The 22,278-nt window shown below is 58.9% G+C and carries 24 protein-coding genes; 17 read left to right on the top strand and 7 right to left on the bottom strand.

The genetic code is table 11. The features are described 5' to 3' along the window. Nucleotides 1-6: 6 nt before the first annotated feature. Genes ACM6I0_RS20315 through aroC form a run of 3 tightly spaced genes read right to left on the bottom strand, consistent with a single transcriptional unit; the run spans nt 7 to nt 2,900 of the window. On the bottom strand, nt 7-633 hold the full coding sequence (locus tag ACM6I0_RS20315) for a methylthioribulose 1-phosphate dehydratase (RefSeq protein WP_414923103.1): 627 nt from the start codon (nt 631-633) through the stop codon (nt 7-9). Continuing rightward, entirely contained in the window at nt 630-1,796 is a 1,167-nt protein-coding gene (locus ACM6I0_RS20310; RefSeq protein ID WP_222585367.1) for an MFS transporter, read from the bottom strand. The genes ACM6I0_RS20315 and ACM6I0_RS20310 overlap by 4 nt, the downstream gene beginning before the upstream one ends. 12 nt (nt 1,797-1,808) lie before the next feature. Then, nucleotides 1,809-2,900, bottom strand: a complete 1,092-nt coding sequence (aroC, locus tag ACM6I0_RS20305) for a chorismate synthase (RefSeq protein ID WP_285436464.1) — start codon at nt 2,898-2,900, stop codon at nt 1,809-1,811. Between the two features lie 129 nt (nt 2,901-3,029). Here aroC and ACM6I0_RS20300 point away from each other — a divergent pair, with 129 nt between their 5' ends. After that, complete coding sequence (locus ACM6I0_RS20300) at nt 3,030-3,983, top strand: alpha/beta hydrolase (RefSeq protein ID WP_285436463.1); 954 nt, start codon at nt 3,030-3,032, stop codon at nt 3,981-3,983. A gap of 96 nt (nt 3,984-4,079) precedes the next feature. Further along, a complete protein-coding gene (locus ACM6I0_RS20295) occupies nt 4,080-4,871 on the top strand; it encodes a hypothetical protein (protein ID WP_285436461.1) in 792 nt (263 codons plus the stop codon). Nucleotides 4,872-4,997: 126 nt separating this feature from the next. Here ACM6I0_RS20295 and prmB read toward each other — a convergent pair whose 3' ends face one another. Beyond that, nucleotides 4,998-5,906 carry a 50S ribosomal protein L3 N(5)-glutamine methyltransferase gene (prmB, locus tag ACM6I0_RS20290; RefSeq protein WP_090181807.1) on the bottom strand — a complete coding sequence of 303 codons (909 nt, stop codon included), beginning with the start codon at nt 5,904-5,906 and terminating at the stop codon, nt 4,998-5,000. Nucleotides 5,907-6,145: 239 nt separating this feature from the next. Here prmB and ACM6I0_RS20285 point away from each other — a divergent pair, with 239 nt between their 5' ends. From ACM6I0_RS20285 to ACM6I0_RS20275, 3 genes are all read left to right on the top strand, one after another. Next, nucleotides 6,146-6,736, top strand: coding sequence for a cysteine hydrolase family protein (locus ACM6I0_RS20285; RefSeq protein ID WP_259150920.1), 591 nt, complete (start codon nt 6,146-6,148; stop codon nt 6,734-6,736). Between the two features lie 130 nt (nt 6,737-6,866). Beyond that, nucleotides 6,867-7,187: a hypothetical protein gene (locus ACM6I0_RS20280; protein WP_222585363.1), complete on the top strand. Its 321-nt coding sequence runs from the start codon at nt 6,867-6,869 to the stop codon at nt 7,185-7,187. An 85-nt stretch (nt 7,188-7,272) separates the two neighbouring features. Continuing rightward, on the top strand, nt 7,273-7,830 hold the full coding sequence (locus ACM6I0_RS20275) for a Smr/MutS family protein (protein ID WP_222585362.1): 558 nt from the start codon (nt 7,273-7,275) through the stop codon (nt 7,828-7,830). 46 nt (nt 7,831-7,876) lie between these two features. On the opposite strand, the gene ACM6I0_RS20270 is transcribed toward ACM6I0_RS20275, so the two are convergent. Then, nucleotides 7,877-8,536, bottom strand: a complete 660-nt coding sequence (locus ACM6I0_RS20270; RefSeq protein WP_414923102.1) for a hypothetical protein — start codon at nt 8,534-8,536, stop codon at nt 7,877-7,879. Nucleotides 8,537-8,906: 370 nt separating this feature from the next. Here ACM6I0_RS20270 and folE point away from each other — a divergent pair, with 370 nt between their 5' ends. Beyond that, nucleotides 8,907-9,452, top strand: a complete 546-nt coding sequence (gene folE / locus ACM6I0_RS20265; RefSeq protein ID WP_010456659.1) for a GTP cyclohydrolase I FolE — start codon at nt 8,907-8,909, stop codon at nt 9,450-9,452. A gap of 99 nt (nt 9,453-9,551) precedes the next feature. Further along, entirely contained in the window at nt 9,552-9,923 is a 372-nt protein-coding gene (locus ACM6I0_RS20260; protein ID WP_222585361.1) for a glutathione S-transferase N-terminal domain-containing protein, read from the top strand. Nucleotides 9,924-10,092: 169 nt separating this feature from the next. On the opposite strand, the gene ACM6I0_RS20255 is transcribed toward ACM6I0_RS20260, so the two are convergent. Then, nucleotides 10,093-11,259: a PLP-dependent aminotransferase family protein gene (locus ACM6I0_RS20255; RefSeq protein WP_414923101.1), complete on the bottom strand. Its 1,167-nt coding sequence runs from the start codon at nt 11,257-11,259 to the stop codon at nt 10,093-10,095. 82 nt (nt 11,260-11,341) lie between these two features. Here ACM6I0_RS20255 and ACM6I0_RS20250 point away from each other — a divergent pair, with 82 nt between their 5' ends. From ACM6I0_RS20250 to ACM6I0_RS20240, 3 genes are all read left to right on the top strand, one after another. Continuing rightward, entirely contained in the window at nt 11,342-11,788 is a 447-nt protein-coding gene (locus tag ACM6I0_RS20250; RefSeq protein WP_222585359.1) for a MarR family winged helix-turn-helix transcriptional regulator, read from the top strand. Nucleotides 11,789-12,121: 333 nt separating this feature from the next. Continuing rightward, a complete protein-coding gene (locus ACM6I0_RS20245; RefSeq protein ID WP_222585358.1) occupies nt 12,122-13,471 on the top strand; it encodes an NCS2 family permease in 1,350 nt (449 codons plus the stop codon). 78 nt (nt 13,472-13,549) lie between these two features. Then, nucleotides 13,550-14,176 carry a LysE family translocator gene (locus ACM6I0_RS20240; RefSeq protein ID WP_222585357.1) on the top strand — a complete coding sequence of 209 codons (627 nt, stop codon included), beginning with the start codon at nt 13,550-13,552 and terminating at the stop codon, nt 14,174-14,176. Between the two features lie 193 nt (nt 14,177-14,369). Here ACM6I0_RS20240 and uraH read toward each other — a convergent pair whose 3' ends face one another. Further along, complete coding sequence (gene uraH / locus ACM6I0_RS20235; protein ID WP_414923100.1) at nt 14,370-14,723, bottom strand: hydroxyisourate hydrolase; 354 nt, start codon at nt 14,721-14,723, stop codon at nt 14,370-14,372. A 419-nt stretch (nt 14,724-15,142) separates the two neighbouring features. Here uraH and puuE point away from each other — a divergent pair, with 419 nt between their 5' ends. The 7 genes from puuE (at nt 15,143) to ACM6I0_RS20200 (ending at nt 22,085) form a co-directional block, all read left to right on the top strand. Next, nucleotides 15,143-16,069 (top strand): allantoinase PuuE, encoded by a 927-nt coding sequence (gene puuE / locus ACM6I0_RS20230; protein WP_259150928.1) that lies wholly within the window; start codon nt 15,143-15,145, stop codon nt 16,067-16,069. Further along, nucleotides 16,066-16,581, top strand: coding sequence for a 2-oxo-4-hydroxy-4-carboxy-5-ureidoimidazoline decarboxylase (gene uraD, locus ACM6I0_RS20225; protein WP_285436449.1), 516 nt, complete (start codon nt 16,066-16,068; stop codon nt 16,579-16,581). Before puuE ends, uraD begins: the two co-directional genes overlap by 4 nt. A 90-nt stretch (nt 16,582-16,671) precedes the next feature. Further along, nucleotides 16,672-17,667 (top strand): allantoicase, encoded by a 996-nt coding sequence (alc, locus tag ACM6I0_RS20220; protein WP_414923099.1) that lies wholly within the window; start codon nt 16,672-16,674, stop codon nt 17,665-17,667. 119 nt (nt 17,668-17,786) lie between these two features. Then, a complete protein-coding gene (locus ACM6I0_RS20215) occupies nt 17,787-18,290 on the top strand; it encodes an ureidoglycolate lyase (protein WP_090181784.1) in 504 nt (167 codons plus the stop codon). 50 nt (nt 18,291-18,340) lie between these two features. Next, a complete protein-coding gene (locus tag ACM6I0_RS20210) occupies nt 18,341-19,642 on the top strand; it encodes a urate hydroxylase PuuD (RefSeq protein ID WP_285436448.1) in 1,302 nt (433 codons plus the stop codon). A gap of 138 nt (nt 19,643-19,780) precedes the next feature. Beyond that, on the top strand, nt 19,781-21,139 hold the full coding sequence (locus ACM6I0_RS20205) for a nucleobase:cation symporter-2 family protein (protein ID WP_414923098.1): 1,359 nt from the start codon (nt 19,781-19,783) through the stop codon (nt 21,137-21,139). Between the two features lie 160 nt (nt 21,140-21,299). Beyond that, nucleotides 21,300-22,085 carry an outer membrane protein OmpK gene (locus ACM6I0_RS20200; protein ID WP_414923097.1) on the top strand — a complete coding sequence of 262 codons (786 nt, stop codon included), beginning with the start codon at nt 21,300-21,302 and terminating at the stop codon, nt 22,083-22,085. The last annotated feature ends 193 nt before the right edge of the window (nt 22,086-22,278 follow it).

Here is a 22,278-nt window from a genome sequence, read left to right as displayed (position 1 = left end):
AACGGTTCATGCATTACGGTTAAAGAGCGAGCGCGTCTTCAACTCGCACTCGAACAAAAATTCAAAGGCCTCGATCTGTCGCAGCGCATCGCTCATGCGTGCGCCCCAGGTGTAGAGGCCATGGCCGCGAATCAGGTAGCCGACGCAATCCGGATGGGCTTCAAGCCAAGGCTGCACCTTGGCGGCGAGGCGCGCAATGTCCTGATCGTTGTCGAAAATCGGCACACGCACCCGGGATTCATGGGTCGAGATACCACTGAAAGCTTTTTGCAGCTCGTAGTCTTCAAAGTCGATGAACTCACCCGGCGTCAGGCGTGACAGCACGGTGGCATTCACCGAATGGGTATGCAGCACCGCGCCGATTTCCGGGCGCCAGTTGTAGAGCTGGGTGTGCAGGAGGGTTTCGGCGGAAGGCTTTTTGCCCGGCTCCAGACTGTTGCCCGACAGGTCGGTGGCTAACACATCCTCCACACCGAGCTGGCCTTTGTGCTTACCGGACACGGTCAACAATGCTTCGGTCGCCGACAGGCGGGTCGAATAGTTGCTGCTGGTGGCCGGCGACCAGCCGCGGCCATACAGAAAACGCCCGGCGTCGATGATTTCCTGGGCGAGGTGTTCACGGGTAAGGCTCATGGCCTGTCCTCTTGCAATCGTGTAGCAATGATAACGGCAGCCGCCAGCGCTGCGAGGCTTGCAATACTAAAGGTCAATGTCGCGCCAAGGGCGTTCCAGCTGTAGCCGGCATATAAAGCGCCCAATGCGCCACCGGTGCCGGCCAGCGCGGCGTACAACGCCTGGCCCTGCCCTTGCTGGCGCGCGCCGAAGCTACGTTGCACGAACTGGATGGCAGCGGCGTGAAAGCTGCCGAATGTCGCCGCGTGCAACACTTGGGCAAACAGCAGCACCCACAGAAGCTCGGCGAACGAGCCCAACAACAACCAGCGCAACGCCGCCAGCAGAAAACTCGCCAGCAGCACCCGACGCACCGAGAAACGCGCGAGGATCTTGCTCATGGCCAGAAACATCAGGACTTCGGCAACCACGCCGACCGCCCAGAGCATCCCGATAACGCCACGGCTGTAACCGAGTCGCTCAAGGTGCAACGTCAGAAAGGTGTAATACGGACCGTGACTCATCTGCATCAGCGCCACGCACCCGTAAAACGCCAGTACCCCGGGGCTGCGCAGTTGCTTGAGAAACCCGTCCGCCGCGGGTCGCTCACCGTGAACGGGTTGGGCGTTGGGCACCCACAAGCTGCTCACGACGATCCCGGCCATGATCAGCACCAGCGCCACCGGGTAAATGTCGAGACTCAGCCATTCGAACAACCGGCCGAGCGCGACCACGGTGATGATGAATCCGATGGAGCCCCAAAGACGGATCTGACTGTAGCGCGACGTCTGCCCTTTCAAGTGTGCCAGGGTGATGACTTCGAACTGCGGCAACACCGCGTGCCAGAAGAATGCGTGCAAGGCCATGACCATCGCCAGCCAGGCGTAGGTCTTGCTGACGAAAATCAGCGAGAACGTCAGCAGCGTGCACACGGCGCCGAAGCGCACGATGGCCAGGCGTCGGCCGGTGTAGTCGCCGAGCCAGCCCCAGATGTTCGGCGCCACGCAGCGCATCAGCATCGGGATCGCCACCAGTTCGCCGATGCGCGCGCTGGAAAAACCCAGGTGATCGAAGTACAGCGCCAGAAACGGCGCCGTCGACCCGAGCAAGGCGAAATAGAACAGATAGAAACTGGAAAGCCGCCAGTACGGGAGCGCCGCCACGTCGTCAGACCGCAGCGGCATTAAGGTCAGCCATTAAAGCTGACCCAGCACCGGCGTGCTCACACGCACGTCGGCATTCTGCCCGCGATGACGCAACAGGTGATCCATCAGCACGATGGCCATCATCGCTTCGGCGATTGGCGTTGCGCGGATACCGACGCAAGGGTCGTGGCGACCTTTGGTGATGACATCCACCGGGTTGCCGTGGATGTCGATGGAACGGCCGGGTGTGGTGATGCTCGAAGTTGGCTTGAGCGCCAGGTGCGCAACGATCGGCTGGCCCGACGAGATCCCGCCCAAAATGCCGCCCGCGTTGTTGCTGAGGAAACCTTGCGGGGTCATTTCATCGCGGTGTTCGGTGCCACGCTGGGCCACGCTGGCGAAACCGGCGCCGATTTCCACGCCTTTGACCGCGTTGATGCTCATCAGCGCATGGGCCAGTTCGGCGTCGAGACGGTCGAAGATCGGCTCGCCGAGGCCCGGCATCACGCCTTCGGCGACCACGGTGATCTTCGCGCCGACCGAATCCTGGTCGCGGCGCAACTGGTCCATGTAGGTTTCCAGCTCCGGCACCTTGTCCGGGTCAGGGCAGAAGAAAGCGTTCTCTTCTACCGAATCCCAGGTCTTGAACGGGATTTCGATCGGACCGAGCTGGCTCATGTAGCCGCGAATGACAATGCCTTGGGTGGCCAGGTATTTCTTGGCGATTGCACCCGCCGCCACGCGCATCGCTGTTTCACGCGCCGAGCTGCGACCGCCGCCACGGTAATCGCGCTCGCCGTATTTGTGGTGGTAGGTGTAATCGGCGTGGGCCGGGCGGAACAGATCCTTGATCGCCGAGTAGTCCTTGGACTTCTGGTCGGTGTTGCGGATCAGCAGGCCGATGGAGCAACCGGTGGTACGCCCCTCGAACACGCCCGAGAGGATTTCGACTTCGTCGGCTTCCTGGCGCTGAGTGGTGTGGCGGCTGGTGCCGGGCTTGCGGCGATCCAGATCGCGCTGCAAATCCTCAAGGGAGATCTCCAGCCCAGGCGGGCAGCCGTCGACAATGGCGACCAACGCCGGACCATGGCTTTCGCCCGCGGTGGTGACAGTGAACAGCTTGCCGTAGGTATTGCCGGACATGCAGGACGCTCCGTGAAATGAACCTGAATACGTAATGCGCGCCAGTATACGCAGGCTACCCAAGTAGTTCATCCTCGAACCTTATGGGTGCCTGCGAGTCCAACCGGCACCTTTGTGAATGATGGCGTGATGATGCTGCGAGTTCTAGTCTTGACTCTTACCCTGTTTACCGGCTTTGCCCAGGCCACGGTCCTGCAACGCCCGATCACCCTTGATACCGGTAGCGGAGAGCTTTTCGGCTCGCTGTTGCTGCCAAAGTCCGACACTCCAGTGCCGGTTGTCCTGATCATTTCCGGCTCCGGTCCTACGGATCGTGACGGAAACAACATCGAAGGCGGACGCAACGACAGCCTCAAACGGCTGGCCTGGGTGTTGGCCAAACACAACATCGCCAGTGTGCGTTTCGACAAACGCGGGGTGGCGGCGAGCCTTGCGGCGACGCCAGACGAGCGCAACCTGTCGGTGGAAGCCTATGTGGCCGACGCCGAGGCTTGGGCCCGCAAGCTCAAAACCGATCCACGTTTCGGCCAGCTGATTTTGCTGGGCCACAGCGAGGGCGCGCTGATTGCCACCCTCGCCGCTCCGAGCGTCGATGCCGCGGCGGTGATTTCCTTGTCCGGCAGCGCCCGGCCGATCGACCAGGTCATACGCCAGCAATTGAGCAACCGCCTGCCGCCACCATTGATGCAGCGCAGCAATGAGTTGCTCGACAGCCTCAAGGCGGGCCACGCCGACGATAACGTGCCGCCGCAACTGGAGGTGATTTTCCGCCCGAGTGTGCAGCCGTACATGATTTCACTGTTCCGCCAGGATCCGGCCGCAGCCTTTGCGAAGCTGAAGATGCCAGCGTTGATCATCCAGGGCAGCAACGACATCCAGGTCGGCGTGGGTGACGCCAAAATGCTCAAGGCCGCCAAACCGGACGCCGAACTGGTGGTGATCGAAGGCATGAACCACGTCATGCGCATCGTGCCCAACGATGTAAAACGGCAACTGGCGTCCTACAAGGATCCACAATTGCCACTGGCCGCCGAACTCGGCACGCGGATCATCGAGTTTATTGACGGACTTCACACCCGTTAAGCGACCAGCCCTCCAGTCCTGAAAAAAACGGCCGATAAGCCTTTGTCGCCAGCGCTATGGCGGGCGACAAGCAGAGCTTGGACAGGACTCGCCGCGATGACAGATACCCAGACTTCACCCGACACCACCGCTGAAAAAGACGTACCGCCAGCGGTTGAGCTGCCGTGGGCGGACGTCCACGTCGAGCACCACAAGATGCTCCGCCTGGCGCCGCTGCAAACCGACCGCAACACAGGTGGCCGGCCGTTGCGCTTTGTCGAGTTCGGTTACGCCGAGCGTACCAGCAAGGAATACAGCCTGATGCGCATGAGCATCACGCTGCCCGGCCAGCGCGTGCGCAAAGAGCAGAATCATCTGGATGTGTGGGTCGATCACACGACCAAGTGTGTGCATTTCGGGCCGGACAGCGGCCTGCAGGTCGAACCGGTCAACCGTGGCATCGGCCGCTTCATGGCCGCGCAAGGCATCACTTGGGCGAAGAAGCGCTGGCCCGGCTACACCGTTGATGGCACTGACCTGAACAATAAAGATGCGCTGAACGAAGACACGCGCCTGCGCCGCGATAACTTTCTCAAAGCGCACGGCTTTGAGGTGGTGTACGCCGACGCCCAGCATCTGAAAGGCAGCGTCAAAGAGGTTCAGGTCGGCGACCTGAAGGGTGACTGGAACAGCGAAAAGCTGCAGGTGGTGGAAATCATCGAGGCGGCGCAGATGCTTCAGCAGGCCGAGCAGAATCTGGCCGAGCAGGAAGTGAAGCTCAAGAAACACGAAGAGAAAGTCAGCAAGTACAAGCGTGAAGACGCCGGGCTGCGCTTCACCATTACGTGCCTGGTGGCGTTTGCGGTGTTTCAGGCGGGGTTGTTGATCTGGATTGCGACGCACCGGTAATGATCTGAGACCGCGGCGCGGCCATCGCGGGCAAGCCACGCTCCCACAGGATCTACGTCGTGCTCAAATTACGCGGCACGACACAAAACCTGTGGGAGCGGGCTTGCCCGCGAAGGCGTCCTAAAGTCAGACGCGGGAAGCGAACAGCGCTTGATGATCGCGGCACTGCTCAGCCGTCAACATGAACACGCCATGCCCGCCGCGCTCGAAATCGAGCCAGGCGAAGTCGACTTCCGGGTACAGCGCCTCGACGTGCACCTGGCTGTTGCCTACTTCAACAATCAGCAGGCCCTTCTCGGTCAAATGATCCGCCGCCTCGGCGAGCATCCGTCGCACCAGGTTCAAACCATCATCGCCACAGGCCAGGCCCAATTCCGGCTCATGCTGGTATTCATCCGGCATGTCGGCGAAATCTTCCGCATCGACGTAGGGCGGGTTCGACACGATCAGGTCGAAACGCTGACCCGGCAAACCGTCAAAACCATCGCCCTGAACGGTGTACACCCGCTCATCCACGCCGTGACGCTCGATGTTCTGGTTGGCCACCTCCAGCGCTTCGAACGACAGGTCGGCCAGCACCACTTCGGCCTTCTGGAACTCGTAGGCACAGGCGATGCCGATGCAACCGGAACCGGTGCACAGGTCAAGAATCCGCGCAGGTTCGGCGCCCAACCAAGGCTCGAAACGTTTTTCGATCAGTTCGCCAATTGGTGAACGCGGGATCAGTACGCGCTCGTCGACGATGAACGACATGCCACAGAACCAGGCCTCGCCCAGCAAGTAAGCGGTGGGAATGCGTTGTTCGATGCGACGCTTGAGCAAGCGTTGCAGATTGACCACCTCGTCCTCTTCCAGATTGCAGTCCAGATAGCTGTCGGCGATTTCCCACGGCAAGTGCAAGGCACCGAGCACCAATTGACGGGCTTCGTCCCAGGCGTTGTCGGTCCCATGGCCGAAAAACAGATCCTCCCCATGGAAGCGGCTGACGGCCCAACGGATATGGTCACGCAGGGTACGAAGGCGGGAAGTGATCACGGGGGTAGACTCCAGAAAAAACGACTGGCGATTCTAACAGCCAAAACGCGCCACGACGACGCAGGAAAAATACCGGATCAGATGTAGGACATATCCATTTTTGCCCGTGGCTATTGAACAAAATGTGCATCTTGACAAGGCTGCACGCCAGCAACGACGGCGTTTGCGATAGTAGCGATTCACAGAACCGCTCAGCCAGAGGACAATGTCGCAAAAGCCCCACTCCAAGGAGCCCCAGAATGTCCGTTCCAAAAACGATGTTTCAACTCAGCGGCCGCGGTTACGCAGCAGCCAATCTGGGTCATGCGACCCTAGTCATCATCGATGCCCAGAAAGAATACCTCAGTGGTCCTTTGGCCCTGAGCGGCATGGATGCTGCCGTCGCGAACATCAAGCAACTGGTCGCCGCTGCCCGCGCGGCAGGTCGGCCGATTGTGCATGTGCGTCACTTGGGTACCGTGGGTGGCCTGTTCGATCCACAAGGCGAACGCGGTGAGTTCATCCCGGGGCTTGAGCCACAGGGCGACGAAACCATCATCGGCAAACTGTTGCCGAGCGCGTTTCATGGCACCCAATTGTACGATCGACTGCAAGAACTGGGCTCCCTGGACCTGATCGTTTGCGGTTTCATGAGTCATTCCAGCGTTAGCACCACCGTGCGCGCGGCGAAAAACCTGGGCTTTCGCTGCACGTTGGTGGAAGACGCCTGCGCGACCCGCGATTTGCCCTACAAGGGTGGCGTACTCACGGCCGAGCATGTGCAGCAAACGGAAATGGCGATCATGGCGGATAACTTCGCCACCCTCGCGCTGACTCACGATCTGATCTGATCGGCCTCGGTGAGCGGTCGATACCGCCGCTCATCCACAAAAGCCTCTGATTTGCTGCAATTGACTTAGCCTCAGGAACAACCCGGACAACTCCCGGTCGAAGGGCCGATACCCATTGAGGAAGGTCGGAATGAAGTTATCCGATGGTTTTGATGCACGCCGCCTGCGGCCCAAAGGGCAACGCAATTGGCGTTTTCGATTCGGTGCCGCGTTTGCGGCTTTGCTGGCAACCTGCGGTGTGTTGCTGGCCATGGCGGGTGCCGCCAGCCTGCTGGGTCGTCCACCGGCCCTGGGCGAGCTGAATGCCAGCCGGCTGGGTTCGGCGATCATTCTGGCCGTCGGCCTGTTGGTGCTCTATATCGGTGTGTGGTTGTGGCGCCGCTGCCGTCGCCGCTCGCGCCAGTCGCGAGAGTTGAACATCTCCCCGCACCTGATGAAAAAACACGACTGAATCCAGGCCCGCCCTTTGGCGGGCCTCAATTGTTATGGATAGCGCCCCGACTTGGGTAAACTGGCCGCCCTTCGCGGAGGCTGACATGCAAGACGACGATTTTTCCCTGTTCAAAAGTGCGATCCAAGGCGTCAAGCCGATCAAGCACGATCGCGCCGACACCGGCAAACCCAAGGCCGACCGCGCGCAAATCGCCAAGCTGCGCCAGGCCGCGACCGTGCGCACCGACGCCACTACCGTTGATGGCTTGTCCGATCAGTTCGTCATCGACGTCGGCCCGGAAGACGAGTTGATGTGGGCGCGTGACGGTGTTCAGGAAAGCCAGATGCGCAAGCTCAAGATCGGACAGATTCCGTTCGAAGGCAGCCTGGACCTGCATGGCATGACCGTGGAAAAGGCCCGGGAAACCCTCTGGGCGTTTCTGGCCGAAGCGACCAAATTCGAAATCCGCTGCGTGCGTGTCACCCACGGCAAAGCCGTGCGCCTGGACGGCAAGCGGCCGATGATCAAAAGTCACGTCAACACCTGGCTGCGCCAGCATTCGCAGGTGCTCGGCTTCACCTCGTGCCAACCCAGGCACGGTGGCGCCGGCGCCGTTTATGTGATGCTCAAACGAACCATGATGGAAGGCCGCGACGAGTAAAGCTGCCGCTTCACGCTTGCGGCGCCGTGCCTTATGGCAATTTTCCTTAAAACGACTCGACTGGCTTATTTGCCTGCTGATCCAGCTTTTTTTGGTCAAGCTTTGGAAAGGAAAACTTTAAAATCAAATAAGCATCTTTACCTACGCTATCGGCGATCAGATCTACAGTCCTCACATTGTCAGGCGCAAATTCCAATAATCGACGAAAACTTTTAGCATATCCAATCGAAACTCTATTATCTATGAAAGTATAAGTAACATGCCCTCCAGCCAAGGCCATACTTTCATAATTAGAAGCTCCGATTTTTAAAAACTCGGGTTTTGACACTTTGCTCGCCATCAAAAGTACATCGAAAGTATCTTGCCCATTGCCAATCACTACCATGCCAAAGCTCTTCCTAATGGCCGCCATGGCGCGCAGGTACAACTCACGCTCAAACGGGGAGCGTAGCGAAACCATCGAAAGCTTGTCATTTTTGAAAACTAGCGACGCTGTGAATTTATTTTCAATAAAAACTAATTCAGTACATTTAGCCGTCGTACCTACCTGCGACGAACAATCATAATAACCGTTAGTCTCAGTGTAATTTGAGATAGGTGAGTCATAAGCGTATTTCTTAAACAGGTAGTCAGTTGCAACTGCATTCTGCGCACCCGAGATAATGGCTACCATGGACAGGGCCAGCGCACAGGTTTTTTTAAACATGGATTCCATTCCTAGGATAGAGGGCAAGGGATAGCGCAATGCTATCAGCACCGGATCAGATTTGTCTCTTCAACCCAAGCAGGCCGGTGTGGTCTACAGATACCTCAGGTCAGCACCGACCGGATTGAAGGTTCACGCCCGCCGGCCATACAACTGCCGACACACTTAAGCTACCATGTGCAGCACGACGGGTATGAAACCCTGCAATCACTGCCTTTAAGCTCGGTCAAAGCGTCAGATGCTGTCGACCTATGCCCTGTGGACCTCCAGCACCAACCGGATGACCTAGGCAAACGAAACAGCTCGATTGATACAAAATTGGTACAGACAGAATAAGTACCCTCCTGAAACCCTTATGGAATCAGCCTCTGTGACACTGGAACAGAATTACACCGCGATTCTCGGCCAATTGGGCGAGGACGTCTCCCGCGAGGGCCTGCTCGACACGCCTAAGCGTGCCGCCAAAGCCATGCAGTACCTCTGCCGCGGCTATGAACAGACACTGGAAGAAGTCACCAACGGTGCCTTGTTCAGCTCAGATAACAGCGAAATGGTGCTGGTCAAGGACATCGAGCTCTACTCGTTGTGCGAACACCACCTGCTGCCGTTCATCGGCAAGGCTCACGTCGCCTACATTCCGAGCGGCAAAGTGTTGGGCCTGTCGAAAGTCGCACGGATCGTCGATATGTACGCCCGCCGCCTGCAGATCCAGGAAAACCTTAGCCGCCAGATCGCCGATGCGGTCCAGCAAGTCACCGGCGCCCTGGGCGTTGCGGTGGTGATCGAGGCCAAACACATGTGCATGATGATGCGCGGTGTGGAGAAACAGAACTCGTCGATGATCACCTCGGTGATGCTGGGTGAGTTCCGCGAAAACGCGGCGACCCGCAGCGAGTTTCTCAGCCTGATCAAGTAATTCGCAGCACGAAAAACCGGCATTCATCGCCGGTTTTTTTTCGCCTGTGAAAATCAGGTAAGCTGCGCGCCTTCTGTTTGCCCCTGTGAGGCTTATACCGTGTTCGTAAAAGCGCTTCGTGTCGGCCTTGGCCAACTGATCATCTTCATCGACTTCATCACCCGTCCAGGCAAGAAACAGCGTCCTGCCGAGGTTCAGGCCCAGGTCAACACGGCGGCCAAGAGCTTGACGCTGTATCAGTTTCACGCCTGCCCGTTCTGCGTGAAAACCCGCCGCACCTTGCGCCGTCTGAATGTGCCGGTGGCGTTGCGCGATGCGAAGAACAATGAACAGGATCGCCAGACCCTGCTGCAGCAAGGCGGCAAGATCAAGGTGCCGTGCCTGCGCATTGAAGAGAATGGGCAGACCACCTGGATGTATGAGTCCAAGGTGATTATTGATTATCTGGATAAGCGATTTGCTGCGGCCTGATGGTTTTGTGGTGCACTGACTGACGCCATCGCCAGCAGGCTGGCTCCCACCGTGGATTCGTGTTGCTCACAAAACCTGTGGGAGTGAGCCTGCTCGCGATGAGGACACCGCAAATCCCAGACAAAAATAAACCGGCCCATGAGCCGGTTTATTGGTTTCTATCCTCCCCTCAAGCCGCTTTCGCCGCGTGGGCCTGGCGTATCACCGCCGCCAATCGACTGAGCCCTTCGTCCAGCCGCGCCGGGTCGATGTGGCTGAAGTTGAGCCGCAGGTGCCCCGGATTGTTGTCCGGATCGGGAAAGAACGGTTCGCCCGGCATGAACGCGACATCCGCCGCCAGTGCTGGCTTGAGCAACGTCCGGGTGTCCATCGGTTGTTTGAGCGTCAGCCAGAAAAACAGCCCGCCCTGCGGCACGTTCCAGTCCGCCAGATCGGAAAAATGCGTTTGCAGAGAACACTGGAAAGCATCCCGGCGCACACGATAGAAATCCCGCAACTCGCGCAAATGTTGGTCGAATTTCTCAGTGCCAATCCACTGCAACGCTTGCCACTGCCCCACGCGATTGGTGTGCAGGTCCGCGGACTGCTTGAGTTTCAACAAGTGCGGGAACAGGTCTGGACTGGCAATCAGGTAACCGACCCGCAAGCCTGGCAATAAGGTTTTCGACACCGTGCCGGTGTAGATCCAGCTGCTCTTTTTCAGGCGACTGACAATCGGCATCGCACTGCCGCCATCGAAGGTCAGCTCGCGATACGGCTCGTCTTCGATCAAGGTCACGCCGAATTCATCCAGCAACGCCGCCACCGCATCGCGCTTGGCTTCGCTGTAGCGCACCGCCGAGGGATTCTGGAACGTCGGGATCAGGTAGATAAACGCCGGACGATGCTTTTCCAGACGTGCACGCAACAGCTCCAGGTCAGGGCCATCCGCCTCCAGCGGCACGGTGATGCAGTCCGCCCCGAACAACTGGAAAATCTGCAAAGCCGCCAGGTAGGTCGGTGCTTCCAGCAAGATCTCGGTGCCTTTGTCGATGTACAGCTTGGCCGCCAGATCGAGGGTTTGCTGGGAGCCGCTGACCACCAGGACCTGACTCGCTTCGCACGGCACGCCCAGCGCCCGCGCCTCGGCCGCCAAGGCTTCACGCAGTGCCGGCTCGCCCTCGCTCATGCCGTATTGGCCCATCGACAGCGGCATGTCGACCCACTCGACTTTCGGCAGCATGGCTTCGGCCGGCAAACCGCCAGCGAACGACATCACTTCCGGACGCTGGGCGGCGGCGAGGATTTCACGGATCAAAGAACTTTTAAGGCGCGAGACACGTTCGGAAAAAGCCATGGGGGTCACCGGTAGCGAGGCCTGAGGAAAATGAGTCAAACTGGTTGACCGAAATTACGACAACTCGAACGGAAACGTCAACATGCTTGACCTTAAAAACCCCGGCACCCAGCAACAAGCCATGGAAGCGTTTTTCTTCGGCTACCAGGCGTTCACCGCGAAGGCTGACGAAATGCTTGAGCGTCGAGGCCTGAGCCGGGTGCATCAACGCATCGTGTTTTTCATCGCCCGCTACCCAAACCTGAGCGTCAAGGAGTTGCTGGCATTGCTGGGGGTGACCAAGCAGGCGCTGAACATGCCGCTGCGTCAGTTGGTGGAAATGCATCTGGTGAACAGCGTCTCGTCCGAAACCGACAAGCGTAAGCGGCTGCTCGAATTGACCGAGGATGGCGCGCGGTTCGAACAGTCGCTGCGGCGCGAGCAGGTGAAATTGCTCGAGCGGGTGTTTGCCGAGGCTGGGGAGTCGGCGGTGAATGGGTGGTTGGCGGTGAATCTGGCGCTGGGGAAAAGTCAGTTGGCTGCTGATTGAGTTTTTCCCTGGTGGATTTGTAGTGGCCAATCTGGCCTCTTCGCGAGCAAGCCCGCTCCCACACTCAACCGCATTCCTCTGAAGGAACCCGATCACCTGTGGGAGCGGGCTTGCCCGCGAAAGGGCCAAAGCAGGCGATATATCCCTATCGCCAAACTTTTCGTCTACAAGATCAAAAACATTATTTGCTTTATTTGTATACAAAAGCATAATCCACTTCGTGCGAGTTCCTGACCAACCGGTCAACAAATTCGCAAGTGCCTCAAAGGGCCGCCGCCACCCTCATGGGTCCGGCCCTGGAAATAACAATAAAACTCTTGAGGAGTACTCGCTGTGGAAAGCCGCAAATCCGAAGCCCCGACGCTGGAACTCTCGCCGCCGTTACGCAATGGCTGGCTGGAGCGCATCTTCAAACTCACCTTGCACGGCACCACGGTGAAGACCGAGCTGATTGCCGGTCTGACAACCTTCATCACCATGGCCTACATCATTTTCGTCAACCCCAACATCATGGCTGACGCGGGGATCGATCACGGTGCCGCGTTCGTCGCGACCTGCATCGCCGCGGCATTGGGCTGCCTGCTGATGGGCCTCTACGCCAACTGGCCAGTCGGCTTGGCGCCGGGCATGGGCTTGAACGCTTTCTTCACCTACACCGTGGTCGGCACCATGGGCTACAACTGGGAGACCGCCCTCGGCGCGGTGTTTGTTTCCGGCGTGTTGTTCATGATCCTGACCTTTTCGCGGATTCGCGAATGGCTGCTCAACAGCATCCCGGTGAGCCTTCGCTTCGCCATGGGCGCCGGCGTAGGTCTGTTTCTCGGGCTGATCGGCCTGAAAACCGCGGGCATCGTCGTCGATAGCCCGGCGACCTTGATCAAGCTCGGCTCCCTGCGCGAACCCGGTCCGCTGCTCGCCGCCATCTGCTTCCTGATGATTGCCGTGCTCAGCTACCACAAGGTATTCGGTGCGATCCTCATCAGCATCATCACCGTGACCCTCGCGGGCTGGGGCCTGGGCCTTGTCCACTACGAAGGCATCATGTCGGCACCGCCGAGCCTGGCGCCCACCTGGATGGCCATGAACATTGCCGGCGTGTTCAACGTCAGCATGATCAGCGTGGTGCTCGCGTTCCTCTTCGTGCACATGTTCGACACCGCCGGCACCTTGATGGGCGTCGCCCAGCGCGCCAACCTGGTGAACGCTGACGGCCGGATCGAAAACCTCTCCCGCGCAATGAAAGCCGACAGCGCGTCCAGCGTCTTCGGGGCAATGGTCGGTGTGCCGCCAGTGACCAGCTACGTGGAAAGTGCTGCCGGTGTCGCGGCAGGTGGTCGGACTGGTCTTACCGCAGTGACCGTAGGTGTGCTATTTATTGCGGCGATGTTTTTCGCACCGCTGGCTGGCATGATCCCCGCTTACGCAACCGCCGGTGCGCTGATTTACGTGGCAATGCTGATGATGGGCGGCATGAAGCACATCGAATGGGACGAAGCGACCGACAGTATTCCGGCGATCGTCACCGCGATCATGATGCCGCTGACCTTCTCGGTGGCTGACGGTATCGCACTGGGCTTTATCACTTACGTGGTGCTCAAGGCGTTCACCGGTAAGCACAAGGAAATTTCCGTCAGTTTGTGGGTGCTGTGCGCGATCTTCATCGCCAAGTTCGTTTTCTTGTAAGCCGCATACGATTCAAAAACAGGATTCAAAACAGCCTCACCCCGTCGGGTGGGGCTTTTGCACAAATGGAGGAAAGTGATGAGTCTGGAAACCTGGCTGCTGTTCAGTGGCGCTGCGCTGGTGGTGATCCTGATCCCCGGCCCCCTGTCGTTGCTGATGATCAGCAACAGCCTGAATTACGGCTTGCGTCGTTCATATCCGGCATTTCTGGGTGGCGTGATTGCCTCGATCTGCTTGCTCAGTGCTTCGGCGTTGGGTCTGGGCGCGCTGTTGCTGGCTTCGGAACAACTGTTCAGCGCCCTGAAAATCGTCGGCGCGTTGTACCTGTTCTACCTCGCCTGGCAGAGCTGGCAGCAATCGCGCCAGCCATCGGTGGGCGCTCAAGTGCCCCAGGCGGCGCCGGTGCCACGCTTTCGCGCACTGTTCGGGCGCGCGTTCGTGCTGGGCGCGAGCAATCCGAAAGACATCCTGTTCTTCGCCGCTTTCCTGCCACAGTTTTTGAATGCCGGGCAGCCGTTCCTGCCGCAATTGCTGGTGATGATTGCGACCTGGACCGTGCTCGATCTGCTGTGCAAATTGGCTTACGGACTGGGCGCACATGGTGCGGCGCGGTATCTGCGCAGCGGCAAGGGCCAGAGCTGGTTCAACCGGGTCAGTGCCGGGTTGTTCAGTGGTGCCGGAGCTGCATCGCTGTTGAGCCGCTAACAGCTAAAAGCATCGCGAGCAGGCTCACTCCTACAGGGGACCGCATACTTCTGCAGGAGCGAGCCTGCTCGCGATAACGCCAGATCTGTCAGCACATTTTTAAAGGCAAAAAAAAGCCCGCAGTGTGAGCGGGCGAAAGACCAAAGAAGCTATATGCGCAGTCGCTTCCAGGTTGAGGCAGCTGCTTGGGGGATCAGCTGCCGCGGTACGTGGAATAGCTGTATGGCGAAATCAGCAGCGGTACATGGTAGTGATCCTGTTCGGCAGAGATGCCAAAACGCAGCACCACCACATCCAGGAACGCCGGCTCCGGGAGCTGAACGCCACGGGCGCGGTAGTAATCGCCCGCATGAAACTGAACCTGATAGACCCCGGAACGGTAGTCATCGCCTTGCAGCAGCGGCGCATCGACACGGCCGTCGCTGTTGGTGATCGCGCTGGCGACCAATTCCAGCTGCGAGCCTTCAACGCGGTACAACTCGACCTTGATCGAGCTGCCCGGGCAACCGTGTGCAGCGTCCAAAACGTGTGTAGTGAAACGTCCCATTGATTCTGCGCGCCCGCCTGCAAAGAGCAGTCAGGCCTCGCGCCTCCCGAAGTCAGTTGAAAAGGAGACCGCACCGATTCGGAGCACGAAACGCTGCGGCGAGCGACTGATTAAGACACTTTTCAAAAAAATTGTACACAATAAAAACGACATTTTTGCAGCCAGTCCCGCCATTGTCGATTTCAAGGTGAATCTGAAGAAAAACCATGCTCTCAGCGGACCTCCCACCCATTACCTGACCAACTGGGCAAGTTTCTTGCAGTAGCATGAGAAGATGACAGTTCATCAAAAATGCAAAAAATCAGGCTTACAAAGTGAATATAAAGTTGTATACAATCAGCCCATCGCTGTGACGCCAGCCTGTCATCTCATCGCCAGGCCGCCACACAACCTGTCAACGAATAAGAAGGAAGACTGCAGTGAGCGCTGACTACCCACGCGACCTGATCGGTTACGGCAGTAACCCTCCTCACCCCCACTGGCCGGGCAATGCCCGCATCGCCTTGTCGTTCGTACTCAATTACGAAGAAGGCGGCGAGCGCAATATCCTGCACGGTGATAAAGAGTCTGAAGCCTTCCTCTCGGAAATGGTTTCGGCCCAGCCGCTGCAAGGCGCGCGAAACATGAGCATGGAATCCTTGTACGAGTATGGCAGCCGTGCCGGCGTCTGGCGGATTCTGAAACTGTTCAAGGAATTCGACATTCCGCTGACCATCTTCGCCGTGGCCATGGCCGCCCAGCGCCACCCGGATGTGATCCGCGCGATGGTCGAGGCCGGCCACGAGATCTGCAGCCACGGCTATCGCTGGATCGATTACCAGTACATGGACGAGGCGCAGGAACGCGAGCACATGCTCGAAGCGATCCGCATCCTCACCGAACTCACCGGCGAACGCCCGCTGGGCTGGTACACCGGCCGCACCGGTCCGAACACTCGTCGACTGGTGATGGAAGAAGGCGGTTTCCTCTATGACTGCGACACTTACGACGACGACCTGCCCTACTGGGAACCCAACAACCCGACCGGCAAGCCGCACCTGGTGATCCCGTACACCCTGGACACCAACGACATGCGCTTCACCCAGGTTCAGGGTTTCAATAAGGGCGACGATTTCTTCGAATACCTCAAAGACGCCTTCGACGTGCTGTACGCCGAAGGCGCCGAAGCACCGAAGATGTTGTCGATCGGCCTGCACTGCCGCCTGATCGGCCGTCCAGCGCGCCTGGCCTCGCTCAAGCGCTTTATCGAATACGCTAAAAGTCATGAGCAGGTGTGGTTCAGCCGCCGTGTCGACATCGCGCGCCACTGGCACGAAACCCACCCGTACCAAGGGGCTGCCCAATGAGCACCTTTCAAACACTGAAACCCTCGACCCTGAGCCGCGACGCGTTCGTCAAAGCCTTCGCCGACATCTACGAACATTCGCCATGGGTAGCCGAAAAGGCTTTCGACCTGGGCCAGGACGCTTCGATCGACGAGATCGAAACCCTGCACCAGCGCATGAGCGACATCCTGTTGAGCGCCGATCATGAAAGCCAACTGGCCTTGATCAACGCTCACCCGGACCTGGCCGGCAAAGCCGCCGTCCAGGGCCAACTGACCGAAGCCAGCACCAATGAACAAGCTGGCGCCGGTATTCACCAATGCACGGCCGAAGAGTTTTCTCGCTTCACCGAGCTGAACGACGCCTACAAGGCCACGTTCAAGTTTCCCTTCATCATGGCGGTAAAAGGCAGCAACCGGCATCAGATCCTCGCGGCGTTCGAAACGCGCATTCACAACCCGGCAGACACCGAATTCAAGTGCGCGCTGGCGGAGATCAACAAGATCGCCCTGTTCCGATTACTGACCCTATAAGCAAGCCTCGCCCGAGTGTTCTTAAACGCGAAGAAACACCCAGGGCCTGGCAAGCATCCCAAGCCAACTTATTAAAGGCAGACAAGAAGAATGAAAGCTTACGCCGTACCTTTCGAGAAGTTCGTCAACCTGGCCGACGCCCGCCTGGGCACCAAAATCATTTCGGTCACCGATGACTGGTTCGCTGATGCCAACCGCCTGTTCCAGCCGACTCCGGCTGTGTGGAAAGAAGGCGTGTTCGATGACAACGGCAAGTGGATGGACGGCTGGGAATCGCGCCGCAAGCGCTTTGAAGGCTACGACAGCGCCGTGATCCGCCTGGGCGTACCGGGTTCGATCAAAGGCGTGGACATCGACACTTCATTCTTCACCGGCAACTTCCCGCCGTCGGCCTCCCTGGAAGCGTGCTTCCTGGCCTCGGGCGAACCGGACGACAACACCCAGTGGACTGAAGTGCTGTCCGCTGTGGAGCTGCAAGGCAACAGCCACCACTACCACGAAATCAGCAATGACCAGGCCTTCAGCCACTTGCGCTTCAACATCTACCCGGATGGTGGCGTGGCCCGTCTGCGTGTGTACGGCATTCCGTTCCGCGACTGGTCTTCTGTCGGCGACAACGAACAAGTCGACCTCGCCGCCGCGCTCAACGGTGGCCGCGCGCTGGCCTGCTCCGACGAACACTTCGGTCGCATGAGCAACATCCTCAACCCGGGCCGTGGCATCAACATGGGCGACGGCTGGGAAACGGCACGTCGTCGCACCCCGGGCAATGACTGGGTGATCGTCGCGTTGGGTCATGCCGGCGAGATCGAAAAAGTCATCGTCGACACCCTGCACTTCAAGGGCAACTACCCGGACACCTGCTCGATCCAGGGCGCCTTCGTGAAGGGCGGCACCGACAGTCAGATCGAAACCCAATCGCTGTTCTGGCGCGAATTGCTGCCGACGCAGAAACTGGAAATGCACGCCGAACACACCTTCGCCGAGCAGATCAAAGCCTTGGGCCCGATCACCCACATCCGCCTGAACGTGTTCCCGGACGGTGGTGTGAGTCGCCTGCGTGTTTTGGGCAAGGTTGCTAAATAAGCGCTGAACACAATCGCCAGCAGGCTGGCTCCCACAGGGGAATGCATTCCAAATGTGGGAGCTGGCTTGCCAGCGATAGCAATAGAACCAACAACACAGAATTCGGATAAGAGACCAGCATGCGCACATTGACGATTGAACCGCTGACCAAAGAAGCCTTCGCCCCTTTCGGTGACGTGATCGAAACCGACGGCAGCGATCACTTCATGATCAACAACGGTTCGACCATGCGCTTTCACAAACTGGCGACGGTGGAAACCGCCACGCCAGACGACAAGGCGATCATCAGCATCTTCCGCGCCGACGCGCAGGACATGCCGCTGACCGTCAGCATGCTGGAGCGTCACCCGCTGGGCAGCCAGGCCTTCATTCCGCTGCTCGGCAACCCTTTTCTGATCGTGGTCGCGCCACTTGGCGATGAACCTGTATCAGGCTTGGTCCGCGCCTTCGTCACCAACGGCAGGCAGGGCATTAATTACCATCGCGGCGTTTGGCACCATCCGGTGCTGACGATCGAAAAGCGGGATGACTTCCTGGTGGTTGATCGCAGTGGCACAGGCAACAACTGCGATGAGCATTTTTTCAAAGAGGATGAGCGTTTGATCCTCGCCCCCCACCAATAAGAGAAGGTCTGATCACTCGACAACAGAGTGACAGGCGAGAGGTAAAGACTGTGGAAGCACATCTGTTGGAATGGCTGAACCTGAGCGTGCGCTGGGTTCACATGATTACTGGCGTGGCCTGGATCGGTGCGTCGTTCTATTTCGTCTGGCTGGAAAACAACCTCAATCGGGTCAATCCGAAAAGCGGTCTGGCCGGCGATTTGTGGGCGATCCATGGCGGCGGTATCTACCACCTGGAAAAATACAAACTGGCTCCACCTACCATGCCGGACAACCTGCACTGGTTCAAATGGGAAGCCTACTTCACCTGGATGTCAGGCATTGCGCTGCTGTGCGTGGTGTTCTACTCCAACCCGACGCTGTATCTGCTGGCACCCGGCAGCACCCTGAGCGGTCCTGAAGGCGTGGCCATCGGTATCGGCTCGCTGTTCATCGGCTGGTTCATCTACTCCTTCCTCTGCGACTCGGCCCTGGGTAAACGCCCTGCCCTGCTCGGTGCCATCCTGTTCGTGCTGATCATTGGCGCCGCCTATGGCTTCAGCAAAGTGTTCAGCGGTCGTGGTGCTTACCTGCACGTCGGCGCGATCATCGGCACCATCATGGTCGGCAACGTGTTCCGCATCATCATGCCGGCGCAGCGCGCACTGGTGGCAGCGATTGCCGAGAACCGCACGCCCGATCCGGCGCTGCCGGCCAAAGGCCTGTTGCGTTCGCGGCACAACAACTACTTCACCTTGCCCGTGCTGTTCATCATGATCAGCAACCACTTCCCGAGCACCTACGGCAGCCAATACAACTGGCTGATCCTGGCCGGGATCGCGGTGCTGGCGGTGTTGGTGCGTCACTACTTCAACACCCGTCATGACAGCCACAAGTTTGCCTGGACGTTGCCGGTGGCAGCGGTCGGCATGATCTGCCTGGCTTACGTGACTGGCCCGGCGCCGATGTCCAGCGCACCTGAAGTGGCCAAGGCACCTGGCGCCATCGAGTACCAGCCGCTGCCGGAAACCGCCCTCGGTGGTGGCGCCAAACCTGAAGCCGCGAAACCTGCAGCTCCGGCTGCCGCACCGGCCCAGGCGTCGAACCAGGGTCCGGCGTTCGACAAGGTGCACAGCGTGATTCAGGAACGTTGCGCGGTGTGTCACTCGGCCAAACCGACCAGCCCGCTGTTCAGTGCCGCACCGGCCGGCGTGATGTTCGACACCCCCGAGCAGATCCGCCAGAACGCACCACGCATCCAGGCGCAAGCCGTTACCAGCCAGATCATGCCACTGGGCAACATCACCCAGATGACCCAGCAGGAACGTGACCTGATCGGCGCCTGGATTGTTCAGGGAGCTCAAACCAACTAACCGTTGAAAAGCATCGCAGGCAAGCCAGCTCCCACAGGATTCAGATGATCCCTGTCGGAGCGGGCTTGCCCGCGATTGGCCGCGCTGCGGTCTACCTGACGCACAAAATCACAAGAATAAAAAGATCCGAGGTGTTGCATGTCCGAGCTATCCGAAGCGCGCATCCCCGACGCACCCGCTATTCAGCGATTGCCCCTTTTGCAACTGATTCTGGTTGGCCTGCAACACGTTCTGCTGATGTACGGCGGCGCCATCGCAGTGCCTCTGATCATCGGACAGGCTGCCGGCCTGAACCGCGAAGAAATCGCCCTCCTGATCAACGCCGACCTGCTGGTAGCCGGGATCGCCACCATCGTGCAGTCGCTGGGTATCGGCCCGATGGGCATTCGCATGCCGGTGATGATGGGCGCCAGTTTCGCCGCGGTGGGCAGCATGGTCGCCATGGCCGGCATGCCGGGCATCGGTCTGCAAGGGATCTTCGGTGCGACCATCGCCGCCGGTTTCTTCGGCATGATCATCGCGCCCTTCATGTCCAAAGTCGTACGCTTCTTTCCGCCCCTGGTGACAGGCACCGTGATCACCTCGATCGGTTTGTCGCTGTTCCCCGTGGCCGTCAACTGGGCCGGTGGTGGCGCTGGCGCCGCTCAATTCGGTTCACCGGTTTACCTGGCCATCGCCGCGTTGGTGCTGGCCACCATTCTGTTGGTACACCGCTTCATGCGCGGTTTCTGGGTCAACATTTCCGTGCTGATCGGCATGTGCCTGGGCTACGTGATTTGCGGGCTGATCGGCATGGTCGACCTGAGCGGCATGGCCCAGGCGCCATGGCTGCAGATCGTCACCCCGCTGCACTTCGGCATGCCAAAATTTGAACTCGCGCCGATCCTGTCGATGTGCCTGGTGGTGGTGATCATATTCGTCGAGTCCACCGGGATGTTCCTCGCGCTGGGCAAAATCACGGGGCAGGAAGTCTGCCCACGGATGCTGCGTCGCGGCTTGCTGTGCGATGCCGGCGCCTCGTTTTTTGCCGGTTTCTTCAACACCTTCACTCACTCCTCTTTCGCCCAGAACATTGGTCTGGTGCAGATGACCGGCGTGCGCTGCCGTTCGGTGACCATCGTTGCCGGTGGTTTGCTGGTGGTGTTGAGCCTGCTGCCGAAAGCGGCGTTTCTGGTGGCGTCGATTCCCCCTGCGGTATTGGGCGGCGCAGCGATTGCGATGTTCGGCATGGTCGCGGCCACCGGCATCAAGATCCTTCAGGAAGCCGACATCGGTGACCGTCGCAACCAGTTGCTGGTGGCGGTGAGCATCGGCATGGGACTGATTCCGGTGGTGCGACCGGAATTCTTCGCCCACTTGCCGTTATGGATGAGTCCGATCACCCACAGCGGCATTGCGATGGCGACCTTGAGTGCGCTGTCCCTGAACCTGCTGTTCAACATCCTCGGCGGCAAAGAACGCGCGGCCATCAACGACTGTCCCGCTCACCCGCATTAACCCACCAGCGCCACGAAAACCTGTGGGAGCGGGCTTGCCCGCGAAGGGGCCATCAGCCTCAACATCTTTGTTGACTGACACACCGCTTTCGCGAGCAAGCCCGCTCCCACAGGTCAGGGCTGCCTGTGCCTCAAACAATAAAAACGAGAGGGAGCAACAGATGATTCGGACACAGACAAACATGCTGTTAGGCGGTGGTCTATTGGCCGCCAGTCAGGCCATGGCCGGCGATTTGCTGCTGTGGCAGACCAACAGCCTGAGCTACCTGTATGGCAAGGACTTCGCGGTCAACCCTTCGATCCAACAGACGATCACCTTTGAACACGCCGACCGCTGGAAGTACGGCGACAACTTCCTGTTCCTCGACAGCACTTACTACAACGGCGAGAAAGACCGGAACAAAGGCGTTCACGCCTATTACGGCGAATTCAGTCCGCGCCTGTCTTTCGGCAAAATCCTCGACCGCCATTTCGGATTCGGCCCGATCAAGGACGTGTTGCTGGCCATGACCTACGAGAATGGCGAAGACGACACCGAAGCCTATCTGATCGGCCCCGGTTTCGACCTCGCGGTACCGGGGTTCAATTTTTTCACCTTGAACTTCTACTATCGCCAGACCGAAGGCTCGCGTCCCGGCGACGATGTCTGGCAGATCACGCCAGCCTGGTCCTACACCCTGCCATTGGCCAACTCTAACCTGTTGATCGACGGTTACATCGACTGGGTCGTGGATAACGACCAGAACGCACATGGCACCTACCACGCCAACCTGCACTTTAATCCGCAGATCAAGTACGACCTGGGCAAAGCCCTGGGCTGGCGGGAGAAACAGGTCTACGTCGGCGTCGAATACAGCTACTGGAAAGACAAATACGGCATCGAAAACAGCGCCCGCCTCGACACGAATGAGAACACCACCAGCCTGCTGGTGAAGGTGCACTTTTAAGATGGCCCGCAACCGTGCTCCAAACCTGTCGTCGGTGCGCTGTTGCGGGGCACTTGAGACCTGGCCAAGGAGTCAGTATTCTCCGCGGCCGCCTGAATCCGCGTTAAAAAAAAGCCCGGATTTAATTCCTGACCAGAAAGCCAACTTATCCCGGCTCTGGACGGTACCAAGGCCCTCCAAAATCCCTCTCAAT

Source organism: Pseudomonas sp. IT-P294 (genome assembly GCF_949767865.1).
GTDB lineage: Bacteria > Pseudomonadota > Gammaproteobacteria > Pseudomonadales > Pseudomonadaceae > Aquipseudomonas.
The sequence above is the reverse complement of the archived record's forward strand: the minus strand, read 5'-3'. Positions and strand labels throughout refer to the sequence as shown.